General features: G+C 38.2%; 17 protein-coding genes. 8 read left to right on the plus strand and 9 right to left on the minus strand.

Annotation, left to right across the window (positions count from 1 at the left end; genetic code table 11):
* Positions 1 to 41 precede the first annotated feature (41 nt).
* Positions 42 to 1,400 carry a TrkH family potassium uptake protein gene (locus tag FZC76_RS03625; RefSeq protein ID WP_148986894.1) on the minus strand — a complete coding sequence of 453 codons (1,359 nt, stop codon included), beginning with the start codon at positions 1,398 to 1,400 and terminating at the stop codon, positions 42 to 44.
* Positions 1,401 to 1,559: 159 nt separating this feature from the next.
* On the opposite strand from FZC76_RS03625, the gene FZC76_RS03630 reads away from it, so the two are divergent.
* Positions 1,560 to 1,748 (plus strand): alpha/beta-type small acid-soluble spore protein, encoded by a 189-nt coding sequence (locus FZC76_RS03630; RefSeq protein ID WP_148986895.1) that lies wholly within the window; start codon positions 1,560 to 1,562, stop codon positions 1,746 to 1,748.
* Between the two features lie 88 nt (positions 1,749 to 1,836).
* Here FZC76_RS03630 and FZC76_RS03635 read toward each other — a convergent pair whose 3' ends face one another.
* The 3 genes from FZC76_RS03635 to FZC76_RS03645 all read right to left on the minus strand — a co-directional run bounded on the left by FZC76_RS03635 (position 1,837) and on the right by FZC76_RS03645 (position 5,445).
* Positions 1,837 to 3,006 carry an anti-sigma factor domain-containing protein gene (locus tag FZC76_RS03635; RefSeq protein WP_148986896.1) on the minus strand — a complete coding sequence of 390 codons (1,170 nt, stop codon included), beginning with the start codon at positions 3,004 to 3,006 and terminating at the stop codon, positions 1,837 to 1,839.
* Positions 2,975 to 3,757: an RNA polymerase sigma factor SigI gene (gene sigI, locus FZC76_RS03640; RefSeq protein WP_148986897.1), complete on the minus strand. Its 783-nt coding sequence runs from the start codon at positions 3,755 to 3,757 to the stop codon at positions 2,975 to 2,977. Before sigI ends, FZC76_RS03635 begins: the two co-directional genes overlap by 32 nt.
* Positions 3,758 to 4,356: 599 nt before the next feature.
* A complete protein-coding gene (locus tag FZC76_RS03645) occupies positions 4,357 to 5,445 on the minus strand; it encodes an SDR family oxidoreductase (protein WP_148986898.1) in 1,089 nt (362 codons plus the stop codon).
* A gap of 116 nt (positions 5,446 to 5,561) precedes the next feature.
* On the opposite strand from FZC76_RS03645, the gene ku reads away from it, so the two are divergent.
* The 3 genes from ku to FZC76_RS03660 are packed head-to-tail and all read left to right on the plus strand — an operon-like array spanning position 5,562 to position 8,700.
* Positions 5,562 to 6,452 carry a non-homologous end joining protein Ku gene (gene ku / locus FZC76_RS03650; RefSeq protein ID WP_148986899.1) on the plus strand — a complete coding sequence of 297 codons (891 nt, stop codon included), beginning with the start codon at positions 5,562 to 5,564 and terminating at the stop codon, positions 6,450 to 6,452.
* A 53-nt stretch (positions 6,453 to 6,505) separates the two neighbouring features.
* On the plus strand, positions 6,506 to 8,344 hold the full coding sequence (locus FZC76_RS03655) for a DNA ligase D (RefSeq protein WP_148986900.1): 1,839 nt from the start codon (positions 6,506 to 6,508) through the stop codon (positions 8,342 to 8,344).
* Between the two features lie 41 nt (positions 8,345 to 8,385).
* Entirely contained in the window at positions 8,386 to 8,700 is a 315-nt protein-coding gene (locus FZC76_RS03660) for a hypothetical protein (protein ID WP_148986901.1), read from the plus strand.
* 6 nt (positions 8,701 to 8,706) lie between these two features.
* Here the strand turns inward: FZC76_RS03660 and FZC76_RS03665 are convergent, their stop codons facing one another.
* The 3 genes from FZC76_RS03665 to FZC76_RS03675 form a co-directional block, all read right to left on the minus strand.
* A complete protein-coding gene (locus FZC76_RS03665; protein WP_148986902.1) occupies positions 8,707 to 9,690 on the minus strand; it encodes a YeiH family protein in 984 nt (327 codons plus the stop codon).
* Between the two features lie 460 nt (positions 9,691 to 10,150).
* Positions 10,151 to 11,041, minus strand: coding sequence for an ABC transporter permease (locus FZC76_RS03670; RefSeq protein ID WP_148986903.1), 891 nt, complete (start codon positions 11,039 to 11,041; stop codon positions 10,151 to 10,153).
* 13 nt (positions 11,042 to 11,054) lie between these two features.
* The gene (locus FZC76_RS03675; RefSeq protein WP_148986904.1) at positions 11,055 to 11,972 is read right to left on the minus strand and encodes an ABC transporter permease subunit; all 918 of its coding nucleotides are present in this window, start codon (positions 11,970 to 11,972) and stop codon (positions 11,055 to 11,057) included.
* Between the two features lie 233 nt (positions 11,973 to 12,205).
* Here FZC76_RS03675 and FZC76_RS03680 point away from each other — a divergent pair, with 233 nt between their 5' ends.
* Positions 12,206 to 13,345, plus strand: coding sequence for a mechanosensitive ion channel family protein (locus tag FZC76_RS03680; protein WP_187441942.1), 1,140 nt, complete (start codon positions 12,206 to 12,208; stop codon positions 13,343 to 13,345).
* 189 nt (positions 13,346 to 13,534) lie between these two features.
* Here the strand turns inward: FZC76_RS03680 and FZC76_RS03685 are convergent, their stop codons facing one another.
* Both FZC76_RS03685 and FZC76_RS03690 read right to left on the minus strand, forming a co-directional pair.
* Positions 13,535 to 13,720 carry a stress protein gene (locus FZC76_RS03685; RefSeq protein WP_148986905.1) on the minus strand — a complete coding sequence of 62 codons (186 nt, stop codon included), beginning with the start codon at positions 13,718 to 13,720 and terminating at the stop codon, positions 13,535 to 13,537.
* A gap of 127 nt (positions 13,721 to 13,847) precedes the next feature.
* Entirely contained in the window at positions 13,848 to 16,136 is a 2,289-nt protein-coding gene (locus tag FZC76_RS03690) for an ATP-dependent DNA helicase (protein WP_148986906.1), read from the minus strand.
* 132 nt (positions 16,137 to 16,268) lie between these two features.
* On the opposite strand from FZC76_RS03690, the gene FZC76_RS03695 reads away from it, so the two are divergent.
* From FZC76_RS03695 to FZC76_RS03705, 3 genes are read left to right on the plus strand one after another with little or no spacing between them, the layout of a single operon-like run.
* A complete protein-coding gene (locus FZC76_RS03695; protein ID WP_148986907.1) occupies positions 16,269 to 17,708 on the plus strand; it encodes a spore germination protein in 1,440 nt (479 codons plus the stop codon).
* Between the two features lie 14 nt (positions 17,709 to 17,722).
* Positions 17,723 to 18,829 (plus strand): GerAB/ArcD/ProY family transporter, encoded by a 1,107-nt coding sequence (locus FZC76_RS03700; RefSeq protein WP_148986908.1) that lies wholly within the window; start codon positions 17,723 to 17,725, stop codon positions 18,827 to 18,829.
* Positions 18,816 to 19,952 (plus strand): Ger(x)C family spore germination protein, encoded by a 1,137-nt coding sequence (locus tag FZC76_RS03705; RefSeq protein ID WP_148986909.1) that lies wholly within the window; start codon positions 18,816 to 18,818, stop codon positions 19,950 to 19,952. Before FZC76_RS03700 ends, FZC76_RS03705 begins: the two co-directional genes overlap by 14 nt.
* Positions 19,953 to 19,962 lie beyond the last annotated feature (10 nt).

Below are 19,962 nucleotides of genomic sequence, written 5' to 3' on the forward strand. Positions count from 1 at the left end.
AAAAGAGACCATCTAATGGCCTCTATAGGAATCATTTATGATCATCCAATAATAACTCGCTCTACCGGATAATGATAGTTCGGTGGTTTTTGTTTGCTTTCAAGAATGAACAGGAATGTTAGCAATCCCACTCTTCCAATAAACATTAAACAGATAATGATAAACTTGCCTAAAGTAGATAAATCTGGGGTGATTCCCATTGAAAGTCCAGTTGTTCCGAACGCTGAACAGACTTCAAATATGATTTGAATCAACGCAAACTCTTCAGTGACACTAAGAATGATGATAGCTGATGAACATATTAAAATGGCTAGCAAAAGTACGACCAGCGACTTAATAATATCCTCCTCATGTATTTCTCTTCCAAAAATTTTTATGTTTTTATTCCCTCTTGCAAAGTGAAATAAAAATAATATATTTAAAGCAAATGTGGTCGTTCTAATACCACCGCCAACGGAACTAGGCGATGCACCAATGAACATAAGCCCACACATTACTAAAAGAGTGGAAAGGCCAAATTCGCTGACATCCATAGTCGCCAGGCCACCACTTCTTGTAGTAACCGATTGGAATAACGCATAAAATAAAGATTCATGCCAGCTCATCCCTTTAAAATAAGCGTTTGATTCCAGTATGATGATAACAAGTGCACCCAAAGTAATTAAACAAGCAAACGTTATGCATGTAATTTTCGTGAATAAAGAAAAGCGGAACCTTCCATTTTTATGCATGATGAATTCTTTTACTTCCACTAACACAGGAAAACCGATAGCACCAGCAGTAATTAAGATCATCACAATGAATTGGACGAAATAATCATTTGCAAAAGGAATAAGTGATTGGCCGGTAATGTCAAATCCTCCATTAGTCGTCGCACTTACAGATGCAAAGAAGCCATGAAAATACGCTTCCTGCCATGAATCAAAATGGGATAAGAAATAGGTACCTAAAATAAGTGCTCCCAGCAATTCAATAGTGAGAATCAAAAAAAGAATCTGCTTTATCAGCTTTACGATACCTGACAGATTTGACTGGTTTTGGTCAATCATCATCAGCCTTCTCTCTTTTAGACCTATTTTACGTCCTAAGATAAGCCAGATAAAGGTACCAACTGCCATAACCCCCACACCGCCGAATTGCAGAACAAACGCCAAAATAAAGATTCCCGGCACTGTAAACGTCTCTACTGTATTTAATACTGTCAAGCCAGTTACGCTAACTGCGCTAACTGCAGTAAAGAGCGCATTGATAAAGCTCCAATCGACTCCCTCGTACCTTGCAACAGGAAGACTAAGAAGACTTACTGCAATAACGACAGCAATAAAGTAAAAACTAACAATGAGTTGTGCAGGCGATAAATTATTTACTTTTTTGCTTACTGAATTTTTTAATGTAGTCATAATTGCCCTTTCACATAACAATAAATCTTAATCGTGTTAACTAATCCCCACTTATATTACAGTATTTGTCTAATACATTCCAGTATTGATTAGAAAGAATATCTCATACTAATTTTACAGCTTTCATATAGGAAGCTGAACATAAAAGGAGTGATAAAAATGGCACGTAGCAATAAATTACTCGTACCTGGAATCGAGCAAGCTCTTGACCAAATTAAATATGAGATTGCTCAAGAATTTGGTGTATCTCTTGGTTCTGACACTGCTGCACGCTCCAATGGATCTGTTGGTGGAGAAATCACTAAACGCCTAGTAGCACAAGCACAATCTCAAATTAACGGAAAATAATTTAATAAGAATGGATAGAACCCAGAGTAAGTTACTCTGGGTTCCACTTATGTAGATGCTAGCTGTTATTTAATATGGGTGAAAAACGTTACCTATCGTTCCGGTTGTCTTTCCCCTTTTTTTCATCTTTCCTGTCTGATTGCTTTTCTTCGCTTTTGTTTTTTCTATCTTCTTGCTTTTCTTTTCTATCTTCTCGCTCTTCTTCCCTTTTTTCTTTTCTATCTTCTTGCTTTTCTTTTCTAACTTCTCGCTCTTCTTCTCTTTTTTCTTTGCGTTCTTCTTGTTTTTCTTTTCTAACTTCTCGCTCTTCTTTCCTTTTTTCTTTCCTATCTTCTTGCTTTTGTTCTCTCTCTATTTTCCGGTCCTCTTGTTCCTTCTTCCGATCCTCTTGTCGATCTTTTTTCTGTTCCTGCCATTCTTCACGCTCTTTTTTAACCGCTTCTTTTTCGCTCTTCTTTATTTCTACAAAACTTGGCGGACCACTTTTCTCTTCTTTTGCATTGGTATGCTTGATTTCAAGTGGTTTTTGGTTCAGTGGCATAGTCGGTACAGGTTCTGACTTGGACGTATCTTCGTTATCGACCAATTCTGTTTTTTGTTCTTTTTGAATGTATTTTCCCGGAGAAATACCTTCTTTTAATGCATCCGAACGTTCTTCAATCGTAGTTTCCAATGTTGTAATACTAACCTTATCTTCTTGAACTTTTTCAGAAATGGTCGTTATCTTATTCTGCATCAACGTTTTCCAGTCAGAATTAGTTTCATGAGATAGAACAGATGCTATAAGTACTTCACTGTTTTCAGTTAAAAAGCCCTTTTGTCGAAAAGCATCAAAAATTTGTGATGACACGCTTGCGATATCCTGTTTCTCCCAATTTTCCAATTGGTTGATAATGTCTTCGCCTTCTTTATTATATGCTTCCATGGAGATAACCTTCATATCTTTATTTATACCTAGTTCAATACTTGGATTAACGTCAACGGAGACGTACGCATACACTTGGTTACTTGCATATTTAGGATACAAAGAAAAAGCTAAAATAATAGCAGTCATAACACTGATTAAAACCCATTTTCCGCGTAAGCCCAAGGTTAATTTCCCTTTTTTCGCGGTCTCTGTCCTATGCAAAGGAAAAAAAACGATTTCCTCTCCTAAATCTACTTGCCCCTTTTGTTTTCTTGACTTTAAAAACTCACCCTCAGGGGTCAGAATGGTGACATGTTCATCATGAACTTCGAGCACAATCCCTTTTTTCACTCGTAATCGCCCCTTTTAAATAATCTTTCAAATATATATAATCCCCCGATAATATAATGGAAACGGCAATGATGTATTTTCGGTTGCGTTCTATTGTTTTCCTACTCACATCCACCAAGCCTTCCAACTGCTTCATTGGCAGCATTTTCTTTTCAAACAGATGGTTTTTCAAGTCTTGGTTTTGTACAAGTGTATGTGCAACCTCAATGGCATTTTGTCTTGCATCCGAATGCTTAGGAGAGCATTCCAAAAGATCTGCAAAGCTAAGGCCAAAATCATTTAACACCGTTTGATAATACTTTATCTCTTCTCTTCGATGTTCTTGATCAATCTGTTTATTGAATTCTTCTACAGATAAAGTAGCTTCTATTTTGTTAGAAGCATAATCGTCTTGATCTACTTCCTGCTCGGACATTGTAACGGTAAAGTTTTTGCTCTCTTTTCTTATATAGTCAATTACCCTTCGTTTAATGATGAGGTCTGCAAAAGAAATCAAGGAGCTGCCTTTATCTTTGGAGTATTTCTCTATCGCTTCATTAAAGGCTATCAATCCGATACTGAATTCGTCATCCGTTTCACTAATATACCTTTTACACACGGATGACACTGCTTTAGCGATAAAAGGTTTATATTTATCAATCAAATTGTTTTGTAGTTGAATATTGCCAGCTTGTATTTCCAGCACTTCATCTTCAAGAGTCTTTGTGCGTCGTTTGCCGAATTTAAAAAGTAGGCTCAGCACCGGCTTCACCTCTCCTCCTGCTTATCGTTTAACATATTATATAAATAAATGATTTCATAAGCATGTATTAAGAAGGAGGCTTTTTCATCTATAGAAAAAGTCACCTGTCCTATATATAAGGTGTACTTTTATCTATAAAATGTCAATGTAAAAACCTGTTAAGCCGGGACTGGTTGTAATAATAAGTTAATATAAGTAACATTATTCCATCATCCGAATATTCAGAGGTTTTTTTCTTCCAAAAAAATAAGTGTTTTCCTTGTCGATTCAGTCGTTTTTTAGCGTTATTCTTTGTCCTCCTTTACCGCATTGGCCAATTATCATTGACTAGTCACTTAAATGTTACGTGAATGTTTCAATTTTTTCGGGGGAGAGACAAAAAATAATTTTAGAATACTTCGAAATACCTACTATTCTTCTTCGAATAGTTCTTTCGTTTCTTAAAAAAAACTACTAAATCCTTTTAGACTTTAGATGATTGGTTTATCCCGTTGTTCCTTTCCTCAAATGGCTTCGCTTTCCTAGGGGCACTGTTGGAGGCTCACGGACCGCCCGCAGGCAAGCGAAGCGCATGGAACGGAAATCAGCCGTGATTTATGCTTTCTCATCTATGATATATGGATGTGTTTCATTTGGTCATATTTATGTTCGTTATAGTACTTAACCATCATATCAGCTGTTACATGGAATGATGGGCAGTTAATATCAGCGTCATCAAGTAACATCCTTGCTTCACTACAATCAAAGCTTCCTTTCCATGTGAAATAATCGAGGGCCTCTCGTTCCACCTTCAGCCATTTTCTTGCTGTTGGAACGCGCAGGAATGTTCTTGCCAATGGGAGTGGTATAGATCCAGTTGGTGCCTTTTTTAAGAACTTCTCCATTAGAACGGTATAGGCTTCTCTAATTGAAATTGGCTCGGGGTTGGTCAAGTGTAGGGTCTTACCTTGAGCACGCTTTGAATGGGTCAGATAGCATGTACTTTTTACAATATAATCAATTGGGACAACGTTAAACTCCGCCTCTCCTTTTCCCAAATGGGGGATTAGTGGTAAAAACCGAAGGGAATGTAGAAAATTTAACATAAGATAAGGACCATCGAACTTGGTTGTTTCACCGGTTTGACTATGCCCTTTTACTATTCCTGGACGAATGATGGTGATTGGAAGCTGTTCTTTTTCCCTATCCACTAATATTTCCGCTAAATATTTTGTTTCCTCATAGTGATTTTTAAACGAAGCCTCATGTATTAATTCCTTTTCCCGTATCTTTCCTTCCCTTTTTCCAGCCACATAGGCGGTACTGAAATAGATAAACCTTTCAAGATTCGTCAGTTTCTTTACCCATTTAAGCACTTGCTTTGTTCCGGTGACATTTACTTGATAGGCGATTTCTTTTTTAACTGCTAAATCATAGATCGCTGCAAGATGATAAACATAGTTTGTTTGTTCTTGTACTAGTTGTTGGTCTTCCGTATTCATATTTAAATCTGGTTGTGTAATATCCCCTTCCATAAGATGGAACGTTGTCTCAGGGAATTGCTGTTGATAAGTGTGGATGATAGGCACAGACATGCTTTTTTGGGTTGGCAATACTAATAAAAAAATATTGGTGACATTCTGTTTTGTTAATAACAATTCACGAACCAATTCTTGGCAAATAAATCCTGGGAATCCAGTAAAGAAGTAGCCACTCATATCAAAACACCCTTTCCAATAATTTTCATATTCATCTTTTACATTAAGGATAAACTACAATGGAGCACCTGAATAGTGCTTTTGTCAAAATATTAAGATAACTTAGGTGATAAAGCATGCACACAATGTGGAAAGGTTCTATTAGCTTCGGATTGGTCAACATACCGATAAAAATGTATTCTGCCACCGAAGACAAAGACATAAAACTAAGAACATTGCATAAGGAATGCCACAGCCCCATTAAATACGAGAAAGTCTGTCCAAACTGCGAAAAAGAAGTGGAACAAGACGACTTAGTTAAAGGCTATGAGTATGTGAAAGGGAAATATGTCATTTTATCTGATGAAGAGCTGAAACAATTAAAAGAAGAACATGAAGATAAAAGTGTAAAAATCATTGATTTTGTTAAGCTTGAAGACATCGACCCGATCTACTTCAACCGCTCATACTTCTTAGGACCTGGGGAGAACGGCAGTAAGGCCTATTCATTATTAAGAGAAGCGTTGGAGGATTCCAAGAAAATTGGAGTTGCCGAAATTACCATTCGTTCCAAGCAACAACTTGCGATTGTCCGTGTCTATAAGGATTGTCTTGTTATGGAAACGGTCCATTATCCCGATGAGGTTCGGAATGTGGCAGATGTGCCTAGTGTACCTGAAAGAAAGGATGTGGATAAAAAAGAGCTAGATACTGCCATTACGTTAATTGATCAGTTAACCACTGAATTTGACCCAGAAAAGTACCATGATGATTATAGAGAAGCAGTACTCAGACTGGTACAAGAAAAAATAAATAAGGAAGAAGGAACAACCACTCCTACTGATTCAGACAAATCTAATGTGGTGGACTTAATGAGTGCATTACAAGCAAGTATCGAAAGAACGAAAGACCAAGGCGAGAAACCCGTAAAGAAAAAGACAGAAACAAAGGCTGAAACTCCAGAAAAGAAAACATCGAGTTCCCAACCCAAAAAGAGGACAACCAGAAAAAAGAAAGCATCTAGCTAATAAGTTAGATGTTTTCTTTTGAACAGCGACTTAATAGGAAAGGAGTTATTCTGATGATAAAACCGATGCTACCGACACTTCATCAAAACCCTCCGCAAGGGAAGGACTGGGTATATGAAGTCAAGTATGATGGATATCGATGTATCGCTTCCTTAGACACTAATAACGTTAGCCTCCAAAGCAGAGGCGGAACGGAACTTTCTCCTTCCTTTCCAGACATCGTCCATTTTCTAAAAGACTTAACCGATACAAAAGAGTGGAAAAAAGTGCTTCCCATCACAATAGACTGTGAACTTGTTGTGTTAACTTCCCCACGAAAGGCAAATTTTCAGATCATACAAAAACGAGGAAGAACGAAAACAAAGGAAAATATCAGGAATCTATCCAACGAACATCCAGCCACACTTTTAGCCTTTGATTTACTTGAACTAAATGGAGATACTCAAATCCTGAAAAAATTTTCAGAACGAAAGAAAACACTTTTACACCTCTTTGAACAGACTGGGTTACCCCTTTCACCTGTTGTGAATAGCGTTTCAAGACTTCAGTATGTTCCATTTTGCAACAACTCACAGGAGTTATGGGAGCAAATTAAACTCGAGCATGGTGAAGGACTAATTGCCAAAAAAATTAACAGTACTTACACCTTAGGAAAACGAACAACAGATTGGATTAAAGTAAAAAATTATAAAACCGTAACATGTTTCATCACTGCTTATCAAAAGGAAAATGGTTACTTTCATGTAGGTGTTTTTAAAGGGGATGAAGTGGAAAGTATTGGTCTTTTTTCACATGGACTAACATCTGAGGAGAGGTCTGCACTGATTGAAGTCATCAAGCAAAACAGTTACAAAGAGGATGATCAGTATGTATATGTAAAGCCAGGTATTTGCGTAGAAATATTTTATCTCGAAGTTTATCAGAATCAATTAAGACACCCTGAATTTAGTCGTTTTCGCTTTGATGTCGAGGTGAAGGGGTGTTCCACTGAAACATTATTCAACCCAACACTTCCTGCTTCTGTTACCATCACGAACCCAGATAAGCCACTTTGGGAAGAGCCGTTGGTGACTAAACAGGCCTTTATCGATTTTCTTTCTCATTGCTCTCCTTACATGCTTCCATTTCTAAAAGACAGAGCTATGACTGTCATTCGCTTTCCACATGGTATGTTCGGAGAAAGTTTTTATCAGAAGAATTGCCCTGAATATGCCCCTTCATTTGTAGAAACTCATGGTGATCAAGATATTAATTTTATTTTATGCAACAATATGGAAACCTTGATTTGGCTTGGCAATCAGCTTGCAATTGAATTTCACGTGCCCTTTCAAACCGTTCTTACAAGTGAGCCTAGTGAGATTGTCTTTGACTTGGACCCTCCCTCTAAAGAGCATTTTTCCATCGCAGTAACAGGAGCTATGATGATGAAGGAAGTTTTCGATCAACTCAGGTTGCACTCTTTCATAAAAACATCAGGAAGGAAAGGGCTCCAAGTATACATCCCCTTACCGGATGGACAATTCACCTACCAAGAAACCAGACAATTCACTGAGTTTATTGCAAATTACTTAGTTTCCAAAGAACCTACTCTCTTTACTGTGGAACGTTTGAAAAAACATAGAGGAAATAGAGTATATGTGGATTATGTGCAGCACGCTGAGGGCAAAACAATCATTGCCCCTTATTCGCTAAGAGGGAATGACTTGCCAACAGTTGCGACACCCTTGCATTGGAGAGAAGTAAAAGAAAGCTTGAGACCAGAAGAATTCACGTTATTCACTGTACAAGAAAGGTTGAAGAAACTTGGCGACCCTTTTCAAGATTTCGCCGCAAGTAAAACGACACAAGCATTCCAAGACGTGCTATCCTCTCTAAAAGATTTACGTCAATAGAGAGGTAGCAGTGACTGCACTATGTATAGCAGAAAGTAATATTGGAAAGGATGGACACTAAAAAGGAAAAGGTGATTGTCGTGCAAGCCTTTGCCGTGGTCCATCCCATTATTGAATTAGATGACAGTATCATTATTGAATTTTTAGATGAAACAGAACCTAGGGATAGCCGCAAGTACCGGCTGTTTTTAGGAAGAAGAACCATGCAAGTGTCTAAGCTGATTGTTTTTCGTCCAACACTGGAGTCCTGGCAGGATATTACATCCATGATTTCTCCCTTTTACTTGGCATCACTAAGAACGAAACTGTTGGAACAAACCGCAGACTATCTGGATAAAAAGGATGCTATTTCTTAATAGTTGTCACAATAAATATAGGACGAACAGTAAACTCGTGACACCAACAAAAACTGAAGCTATAAAACCAACTACAAAAGGTTTAAGTCCTAAACTGCGAATGTTCTTCCACCTTACTTGAAGGCCGACCCCAGCCATCACCATGATAATCAGGAATTTCGCAATAGATCCCACATATCTACTGACTGCTTCCGTGATGAGTCCGGTTGAATACAATCCACTCATGAATAAAAAGCCTAAGATAAAAACTGGAAAGGCTCCTTTCAAACTTTGTGTATTGTCATTTCTGCGAACCATTATAAATGAGATGGCGAGAACGAGAGGAAGGATGAACAAGGTACGAACAAGTTTAACGGTTGTAGCAACTTCCCCTACCTCATCTCCAAGTAAATATCCTACCGCCACAACAGATGAAGTATCATGAATGGATGTACCTGCCCAAATCCCCATTTGAATAATAGATAACTGAAGCCATTGTCCAAGAACAGGATAAAGAAATGTTGCCAAAATGTTAAAGAAGAAGATGGTGGATATCGCATAAGCAACGATGGCTTCCTTTGCCTGTACTACTCCTTTGAAGACGGAAATGGCTGTTGCTCCACAAATGCTGGTCCCGACTCCAATCAACAAGGCTAACATTTTGTCTATTTTCATCAGTTTACCTACCAATAATGTTACTGCTATCCCTCCGGAAACAACTAGTATGATAACCAGAATGGATTGAGCCCCAATATCAAGGATACTGTTAAAGCTTAAAGTCGCACCTAAAAGGACAATCGCTACCTTGAGCCATTTTTTCACGACAGTTGATATTCCTATATTATATTTTTCATTTAGTTCAACACTGTTACGGATAATGATTCCAATTAATAGAGCGAATAGTACTCCACCAATTGACGGGAAAAATCCACCTAGTAGTTTGGCCATTAGTGAGATCACTAGGATGAGTAATATTCCTGGAATCATTTTGTTAATGCTTGTTTTATTCATATCCTAACCCCTAACAATTGTAAATGCACACTTCTCCTATTTTAAAGAATATAAAAAAGCCTGTCGAGAACTTTCGACAAGCAAAACATTATTATAAAATTGATTTCCGCAAAAGGCTTCGCTTTCCTAGGGGCTAACGAGAGCCTCCCCGGCTACGCCGAGGCCACTGAAAAATTCTTTTTTTTTTAAGTTTTTTAGACTCCGCTGTTGATTTCCGCAAATGGCTTCGCTTTCCTAGGGGCGCTGCTGGAGCCTCCTCGGCTACGCCTGCGGGGTCTCCACCTAGCACTATCTCCCTCAGGAGTCTCCGCCTTTTGCTCCAATCAACAGCTATGAATTATAAAAAATTTTCGTTATCAGTTTTTCAGTGGCCTTGCTACGCCTGCGGGGTCTCCACCTAGCGCTATCTCTCTCAGGAGTCTCCGCCTTTTGCTCCAATCAACAGCTAGAAGATTCATTATTATGCTTCTAACCGGTGGAAGTGTTTGCGAAGGCCTTCTCCCAAGACATTAAAGGTTAAAACGGTAAATGCTAACGCTAGTGCAGGGAAAAACGGGATCCAAAAAGCACGCAACAAATCCCCTCTCGCTTGACCTAGCATTGTCGCCCAATTTAAACTTGTATTCTCAATAATTCCTGATCCATAGCTTAACTGGACAAACTGCTGAGTAATAAAAATACTAAAAATACCAAGCTGTCCAATCAGCAACGCAATCCTTCCCATATCAAGGAAAAACTGAACGACCAAATCCGGCAAGGCATTCGGCAAATAATACGTTGTAAAAAGAGTGAGCGGAGATACGCCGACAGTGATACCCGCTTCTACATAAGGTGTCTTTTTTATCATATGGAACTGACTTTGCAAGACTGTACCCACCCTTCCTACTTCGATTGCTGCCAAAATGACGATCGCCCAGAAGAAGCGGTGTTCATGGAAAAAGATGATAGGTAAGCTCAAAAGAATGATTGCTGAAAAAATGACCGGTAAGGCAGAAAACACTTGATTCCACCCTTGAAGAATCCAATGAAATGGACCCTTTTTATTTACTGACAGGACTGCTAATGTTATCGCTATTCCATAGCGTAAGGCAGCAACGGTCAAGATTAATCCAAGAGTTTCCCTTGCCCCGACCACTATGATGCTTAATAGATCCCTTCCCTCTTTATCAGAACCTAATAAAAAATCAGCTGAAGGCTTAAAAGGTGCCGTTTCCACACCGGAGTCCGTGAAAATAATGCGTTTGGATTCTAATACATTGTCTATAAAAGGCAGGTATGGTCCTATTAAGGTTATTAGTACTAAGAAAAGAAGAAAGCTACATCCTAAGATTAACGTCCAATTACGTTTCATCGTTTCCGTTCACCTACCTTGGTTCAAGTTTCTTCATAAATAGAATGGAAATGACTTGCGAGATAAATACAATAACCATAAAACTTAAACCGAACCCGATAATAAGTCCCGACTCATTCACATAACGCATACTTCCTGATAAAGAGCTTTTAACATCGAGTGCCTGAAACATTCTATAGGCTGCTCCCCTGTAATCCAGAAACCATTCCACTATAAGAAGATTGGATAATAAATAGAGCATGACAGCTGGAAGATTGGACATGATTGGATAAAGGCTGTTTTTTAGCATGTGCTTCCATAACACTTTTTCTTTTGACAACCCTTTGGATCGGGCAACTTGAATATACGGTTTCCCTTTTTCGTTCCCAAGCGTTGCGGAGGTGATCCTCGCAACATAGAGCATCGGATACAATGACACCAATAAACCCGCTATCAAGAAACTAAACCAATGAGTATAGCCAAACAATTTAATAAATGGGAAATGAAAAATAATTACCCATTGCAGGCAGAGAATTAAAAAGAAATCCGGAATTGATTGGATGAGCCACGTCAACCCTTTTCCAAACACATTCCATCCATTATTCCGGTCATAAAAGTCGAAAATCCCCTTTAGTATTCCAAAGATTATAGTGATAGCACATGCTGCCACTATTACTTTCAGGCTTCTTCCTAAATGAGGCCAGAGTTCCTCTTCTGCCGGTTTATTATACCTTGTCATACCTAGTGTATTATTTTCTTTTACATCATTAAAAAAAATAGAAATATTGTGTTGATATGCTGTCCACGAAAAATCATACCCATACTCAAGCGTTTGAGCCCTTCCATGAACAGCTATGTCAGGCTGTCTTGGAAACAAGACTGCCAATATAAGTAACACAGCAATAAACAAAAAGAACAGAAAGGACTTTGTTATTTTCCATAGTACCCCCATGACTTCCCCCCATAATCCCACGAAATCCGAAACACTTTCAATATAGTAAAATACTACCACTAATCGCTCTGTAATTCCATTAAAAAATTAATAATTCTGACCATTCAACCTCTATACTATCCGTTGAAATCTTTAAAACTTCGTAGTAATATAGTGATTTATGATAGATTTGATAAAAATTCACTTGCCAAAAAACAATATTAAATGCACCCACCCTAAGGAGGTTTGTGCCTGTGAATAAAACAATTGATTGGTTCAACAGTATCTGGACTGCGGACTATTGGACGGATATGAATTTCTGGATTGATATGGGGGTTTCTCTACTCATACTCCTGTTGTTCCTTTTATGGAGAAAATTGTTTACAAAGTACTTCTTTAAAGGTCTTTTGGCCATTTCCCAAAAGACACCCACTGATTTATTTACTTATATCGTGCTTGCCTTCAACAAACCAGTTAGAATGTTCTTTGTGATACTTGGGGTATTTTTCGCATTAAAAACAGCACCATTCTCTTTAATGGAGGTTCAAACATTATCCAAACTGATGCGATCTTCCATTATTGTACTGTTTGCTTGGGGAATATTCAATTTCATCCCTTATTCTTCCAATCTATTTACCAACCTTTCCACTAGATTAGAATTTGAAGTAGACAAAATTGTCATGCCGTTTGTTACAAAAGTGTTGCGATTTATCCTAATAGCTCTTGCGTTCAGTATTGTATTGGAAGTGTGGGAATATGATGTCGGCGCAATCGTAGCAGGATTAGGTCTGGGTGGACTGGCTTTTGCCTTGGCCGCACAAGAATCTCTGAAGAACTTATTAGGTGGTTTTATCATTGTAACGGAAAAGCCTTTTACGATGGGGGATTGGATTAAGACTCCAAGTGTTGAAGGTGTTGTAGAGGATATCTCTTTCCGCAGTACACAAGTAAGGACTTTTGCTCAAGCTGTGGTTACCGTTCCCAATGCAACATTATCGAATGAACCGATTACAAACTGGTCGAAAATGGGTAAACGACAAATAACCTTTAAGCTTGGAGTACAGTATGACACAACCCGAACTAGTTTAGAAAGAGTCGTGCGAAGAATTGAGAATATGCTTCGTAACCATGAGGCGATTGATCAAGAAACGATTCTTGTTCGCTTCGATAGTTTTGGAGCTAGCAGCTTAGATATATTCCTCTATTTTTTTACGAAATCTGTCATGTGGGGCGAATATCTAGAAGTAAAAGAGGATATCAATTTTAGAATTATGGAGATCCTTGAGGAAGAAGACGTAGTCGTTGCCTTCCCAACCAGAACACTCCATATCGAAAGCCCACAAGAAGAAAAAGAAAAACCAAAACAATACAGCCTAAGAGGCGAAAAGGCATAACCATGTAACAAAAGTTGAACGAAGTGGAAGGCGCGTAGACTCCTGAGGGAGGAAGGGACAGGGGAGACCCCGCAGGCTTGCCGAGGAGGCTCCCGGACCGCCCGCGAAAAGCGAAGCGCCTGCAACGGAGTGAAACAAATTAATGTGTTACTCTAAATGTACAAGAAGGCATAACCTTAGCAATTAAGGTTATGCCTTCTTTATTGGACTGACCTTCTTACTCGGTACATCATAAAAGAAATAATTGTACTCCGTCTTCAACTCAGACGTTGTCATCCCATCCAACACCAGCGAGTCATACACCCCGATTAAAAGAAGCTTATTTATATAATACTCACGTTGCTGCTCTAACGCCTGTTGGAGCTTCCTGCTCATTATCATTCACTTCCCTTTCATAGGCTACATTTAAAAAGGTAAGGTTTCGGTCTACAATCCTAATTACTTAGAATATACCCAAAAAATATTGATACAGGATAAAGCTATTGTAAATTATTTTTAAATTTTATTTCCTAATGAAATTTTGCCACTCCGGCGGAAGAAGACTCCTATATTTCGTGTGGAAGTAACGATCATCTATAAACAGAATGAACCCAGTGTCTTCTTCACTTCGAATTAACCGTCCTCCTGCTTGCTGCACCTTATTCATACCAGGATAAACATAGGCAAAATCAAAACCGTTCTGACCTTGCTGTTGAAAATGCTCCTTCATGACGTTCCTTTCCAAAGAGATTCTCGGTAAGCCCACCCCAACAATTCCAACACCCTTCAAGCGGTCCCCTTTTAGGTCGATTCCTTCAGAAAAAATCCCCCCCAGCACCGCAAACGCTATAAAAGTTCCTTCCCTTGCAGGGTTGAAGGACTCTAGAAACATTTCTCTTTCCTTTTCTGTCATGACAGGTTGCTGTACAAGTGTTTCAATGGAGTCTTCCAACGCGATCTTCTCATATGCTTCAAAGACCAAAGATAAATATTCATAAGAAGGAAAGAAGACGAGAAAATTCCCTTTTTCTAAATGAAACACATCCCTAATCGTCTCTGCAATAGGTAAAATGGATTTTTCTCTATCTTGGTATCTGGTTGAAATGTTTTTGGCATAAATCTTCATTTGTTCGGGGTGAAATGGTGTATTAATCGATAGATGATAATCGTGCTCCTCCCCTCCCAAAACGGTTTGAAAGTAACCAAGCGGATGAAGGGTAGCAGAGAAGAACACCGTTGCAACTGCCTTACTTGTCGACTCTTTGATAGCTGCAGAAGAGTCCATACAAGCAAGCTTAACCAACACTTCACTCTTATAAATCGTCACAATGGTTTTATATCGCTCGTTATAGACTTTTGCAATTCTTAGGAAATCCTGACCTTCAAAGTAGGCTTCCAATATCACTCTAAGAGCCATCCCTGAAGGATTTCGAATCAACCATTGTTCACAAGCTTCCACTGCTGACACCACCACTTCAATAATTAGTGACGGCTTATCATCAAATACAAACTCGTTGGTGATGAGGAGTTCCTTTTTCCACTTCAACAAAGAATCATTGACTGCTTTGATCTTCATGTACAACTCTTCATCTGTCCCCTTTACTTGTTTTGCAGCCTGTAAAAAAACTGACTTTGCCAAAGAAGCAGAGAGCATCTCGCGTGATCTGTCCACAAGATTATGTGCTTCATCAATTAACAGGATCGTCTCCTTATGGAAATCTCCCCACCGTTGCAACCGCACCTTAGGATCAAAAAAGTAATTATAATCACAAATTACCACATCAGCAAACATCGCAAGGTCAAGCGAAAACTCAAATGGACAGAGCTGATGCCTTTTTGCATATATCTCAATTGTTCTCCTATCCATCAAATACTCATTTTCTAGAATATCTTTAATACCTTCCTTCAGACGGTCATAGTAACCATCTGCAAAAGGGCAAAATTCCTTTTGACAGATAGTTTCTTCTTGAAAACAAATTTTGTCTTTCGCGGTGATTGTAATTGTTTTCATGTTCAATCCATTTTTAATAAGCAGCCTAAATGCCTCTTCTGCCACCATTTTTGTGACTGTTTTGGCAGTAAGATACATTATTTTTTCTTGCTTCCCCTCCTGAAGGGAGAGTACCGCAGGAAAAATGGTGGCAATAGTTTTCCCGATTCCAGTAGCCGCTTTTGCAAACAACCTTTTTTCTTCGCGTATTGTTTTATAAACTGCTTTTGCCAAATCTCTTTGTCCTGTTCGATATGATTCATACGGAAATTTAAGTGTTGAAATACTCTCCGTTCTAGCTTGTCTAATCTTCCATAATTGTTTTTGAAAACTAAGGTACTCTTTTGTTAGTTCCTCAACAAATACTTGTAGTTCCTTCAATTCAAACTGTTTTTCAAAAGTCTTTTCGTCCTTGTTTTCCCTTTTGGCATATACCATGTGGACTGTTATGTTATCTAGTTCATTTTTTAAACAATATATATACGCATACATTTTCAGCTGTGCCCAATATGCTTTATAATCTTGTTCTGTTACAGTGTTTAAATCTCTTGCAGTTGTTTTAATTTCTTCTATGATAACTTGATTTTCATTGCGATAGATTCCATCACATCTTCCTTCTACATGCAGTTCATAATCTTCTATTTGCATTTGGATGGAGAGATACACTTCCTTTTCATAATTATCTCCTCTCTCAGCTTGCAGTCTTTGGTGGGTCCGCGTGCCCTCTTGCATAACATTGGAGCCTGCAAATCTCGAATCTATGCTTCCACCCATCATGACGAATTCAACAAGTTTTCTAACTGATACGGACAATTTCTTCATCAAATAACCCCTGAGATCTCATTTTCTTTAAGTATAACAAAAGAACTTCTTCTTCTATGCATAATAACCACCTTGACATAGGAAAATAAAGTAAGTCGAACGTATTAAGCTTTGAAGGTGGTGAAGAATGCCATGACGGAAAATGATTCTCTCATATTGACGACAAAACTCGAAGAAAACCTTCTTCACTTAAGAGAAAGGTTTGTCCATTCAGAGGATTTCATCATGGAATATCTCCACCTACAAGAGGAGGAAGCCTATTTAATTTATATTGAAACAATTATAGACAAACAGCTTGTTCAAGAAAGAATTTTAGAACCCCTTAAGCAACGTAGAATCAGTAATAACGACGTAAAACAACCTCTTTCATTAGTTAAAGAAACAAATAGTCTTAAAGAGATAACTCAACGCCTACTTGAAGGCTGTTGCATTGTACTTAGCCAGAATTCAGACCTCGCTTATATTTTTGAGGTCCCCGTTTCCAATGATAGAAAAATCAAGGAACCCGAGACAGAAGGAATTATCCGAGGTGCACATGACGGACTTGTTGAATCTCTGTCTATCAATATTTCACTGATTAGAAAACGCATACATAATCCAAAACTGAAAGTAAAGTACTTTTCCCTAGGTAATGATTCTCATACAAAAGTTGGATTATTGTACCTTGACCATATAGCAAATAAAAAAACCGTTTCCCTTATAGAGCAAAAATTGTCTGAGATCAATATAGATATTGTCTTGGCACCAGGCTACATTGAAGAATTTGTCAGTGACAACACATCTATTTTTCCAACCATGCTCAGCACCGAAAGACCTGATCGCATAGTTGCTAATTTATTGGACGGAAGAGTTGCCATTATGTCCGATAGCAGCCCTGGTGCGTTAATTGCTCCAACCACTTTCTTCACTTTTTATCAATCACCTGATGATTACAACAGCAGGTGGTATTTTGGTTCATTTATTCGTTTTATTAGGATTATGGGATTCCTGATTTCTATTGCTCTTCCTGCATTATATATAGCCATCGTGTCGTTTCATTTTGAAGTTCTACCGACAGAAATTGTGTTCTCTATTAAATCTTCCTTAGAGAACGTCCCATATCCACCACTGATCGAGGCTTTGGGCATGCAGATTACCTTAGAGATTTTGAGAGAAGCTTCTATCAGGCTGCCGAGCAGAATCGCGCAAACCATTGGGGTTGTAGGGGGATTGGTTATTGGGACTGCTGTGGTAGAGGCCAATCTTGTATCTAATACAATGATTATTGTGGTTGCCATTACTGCAATTTCTTCTTTTATCGTACCGATTACAGAGATGGGCTCCGCCATAAGATTGTTAGGCTTCCCGTTTATGCTCATGGCAGCTATGTTTGGATTAATCGGGATGAGCTTCTTTTTTATGTTTTTACTTATCCACTTATGTAAACTCGAGTCCTTTGGAACACCTTATTTCGCACCATTTTCCACATTAAGATTGTCAGAGATGAAAGACACTTTAGTCAGAATCCCATTGCCCCTCTTTAAAAAGAGACCTAGTGATACGATGCCACAAAAGAAAAATAAGAAGGTATAATAAGGAGTTTTTCTATGCAAAAGGGCAGTAAAGTAAACATCAGTCAAGGGCAGTTGTTTTTCCTTATTATTCAGGCCCAAATAGGTGTTGGTATCCTTTCCTTACCATTCGCTGTACACAGTACCGCCAAAGGAGATGGATGGATATCCACGCTTTTGGCGGGTTTTGTGATTCAACTTTGGATGATGATTTCTTTAACCCTATCCAGATGCTTTCCCGAAAAAAATTTCTTTCAAATTTTACGGCATATTTTTGGCAAGATATTCGGAAGTTTTCTCATCGTTTCCTATATCCTTTATTTCACAGCCGTTGCAGGCCTTGTAGCTGTATTACAAACCGGACTAATCAACAAATGGATACTTCCCCTGACGCCATTTTGGGTACTTTATTTACTGATTATTATCATTGCTGTTTATTTAGCAACGGACAATATATTAGTCATCGCAAGATTTTTCGGATTAACTACTGGCATCATTGTGTTTTTCATTCTACTTATTGCAACCGTTTATCGGGATGCAAACATCGCATACATTTTACCTGTGGGTCAGAGTGGAATAAAAAATATTATTCTGGCAATCAAGGATGTGTTAATTGCTTTGACAGGCTTTGAACTCATCCTATTAATTTACCCTATGATAAAAAACAAACAAAAAACAGCAAAAACGCTCACCTATGCCAATATAACAACTGTAGTCATTTATGGTTTCCTTGTATTTACAAGCTTGATTATCTTCAGCCCAGAAGAAATAACACTCGTTCCAGAGCCTGTATTATATATGTTAAAGGCTATATCCTTTGAAGTTATTGAAAGGCTTGACCTTATATTCTTATCTATATGGGTGATTCCCATGACGAACTCTTTCATCATTTACTTGTATCAAGCAAGCAAAGGCCTAAAGGAATTATTTCATACACAATCCCATGCACCTTTTGTTCCTATAATTGTCTTACCGATATTCATTTCAGGTTTCTTTCTACAAAATAAATTTATTATTGAGGATATAAATAAAATTTTTCAATACATTATTTTTGTTTTTGCCTTTATCTTACCCCTTCTTTTCTTACTGATTGCCTTACTGAAAAAGAAAATGCACAGGAGGAAAAATTATGAGTCGTCGTAACTTTCACATGATGGTTTGCTTGATATTATCGGTACTTCTTATGACAGGGTGCTGGGATCAGAGGCTTTTAAAAGATTTGAGATTAGCCTTTACCGTTGCTTTCGACTTGGGAGAAAATGATGAAATTGTTTCTCATATTGCTATTCGTGAATCTGAAAAATTAAGCGTCGGTGGTCAACCCAGCCAGGCTACTGTTGCGGTGGTGGAGGGTAAGGGACTCACTTTAAGAGACACTCGATTAAGCCTGGATAAGCGAATACCTGGAGAATTCTCACCAAGTAAAATGAGGGTGTACCTAATGGGAGAAGAACTAGCAAAAAAAGATATCTATTCTATTCTTGATATATTATATCGTGATCCAAAAGCTCCTCTCGGTGCAAAGCTTGCCATAATAGAAGGAAAAGCAGCAGATATCCTTCAAATGAAATCAATTAAAGAAACCCTATTAACGGAAGCTGTTTCTCAACTATTGGTGAATTCAGAGAAAAATACCATCATTAAAAATGAAACCGTTCAGACCGTCTGTCCAACAATGTTTGATCCAAGCGCAGACTTTTCCCTTCCTGTATTAAAAAAAATTGAAACGAGTGATATTGAAGTAATTGGAATGGGCTTGATCAGCGATAGATCCTATACCGGCATAACTCTTGACGACAAACAATCTACTATCTTACTTTTGCTTGCTAATGAAAAAGACAAAGTAGCACAAGTAAATATGTTTGTTCATCCAGAAGAGGAAAATCTACAAAATCGTTACATGACATTAAGTGTCTCGAAAGCCAAGAGTCATGTAAAAGCAACTGTCCACTCACCAACCGATATTAAAGTGACGATAGATTTAAAAATCACTGGTGCTATTGCGGAGTACCCGAAAAATCATTTGGTGGATAAAAAGAAGGTCAAGGAGCTCGAAGAAAAAGCGACCCAGCATTTTCTTGCTAAGTCTGAAGAAGTGATAAAAATCATTCAAGATGCCAATAGTGATATATTAAGAATCGGACAACATATAAGGGTTCATCACAATAAAACATGGAAAGATATTAAGTGGCGGGAAGTGTATCCGACCATTGAAATCGTCCCGAATGTGACTGTGGAAATAACAGGAACGGGAATTATCAATTAGAGGATAAGAA

The organism is Sutcliffiella horikoshii, from assembly GCF_008180725.1.
GTDB classification, from domain to species: Bacteria; Bacillota; Bacilli; order Bacillales; family Bacillaceae_I; genus Sutcliffiella_A; species Sutcliffiella_A horikoshii_B.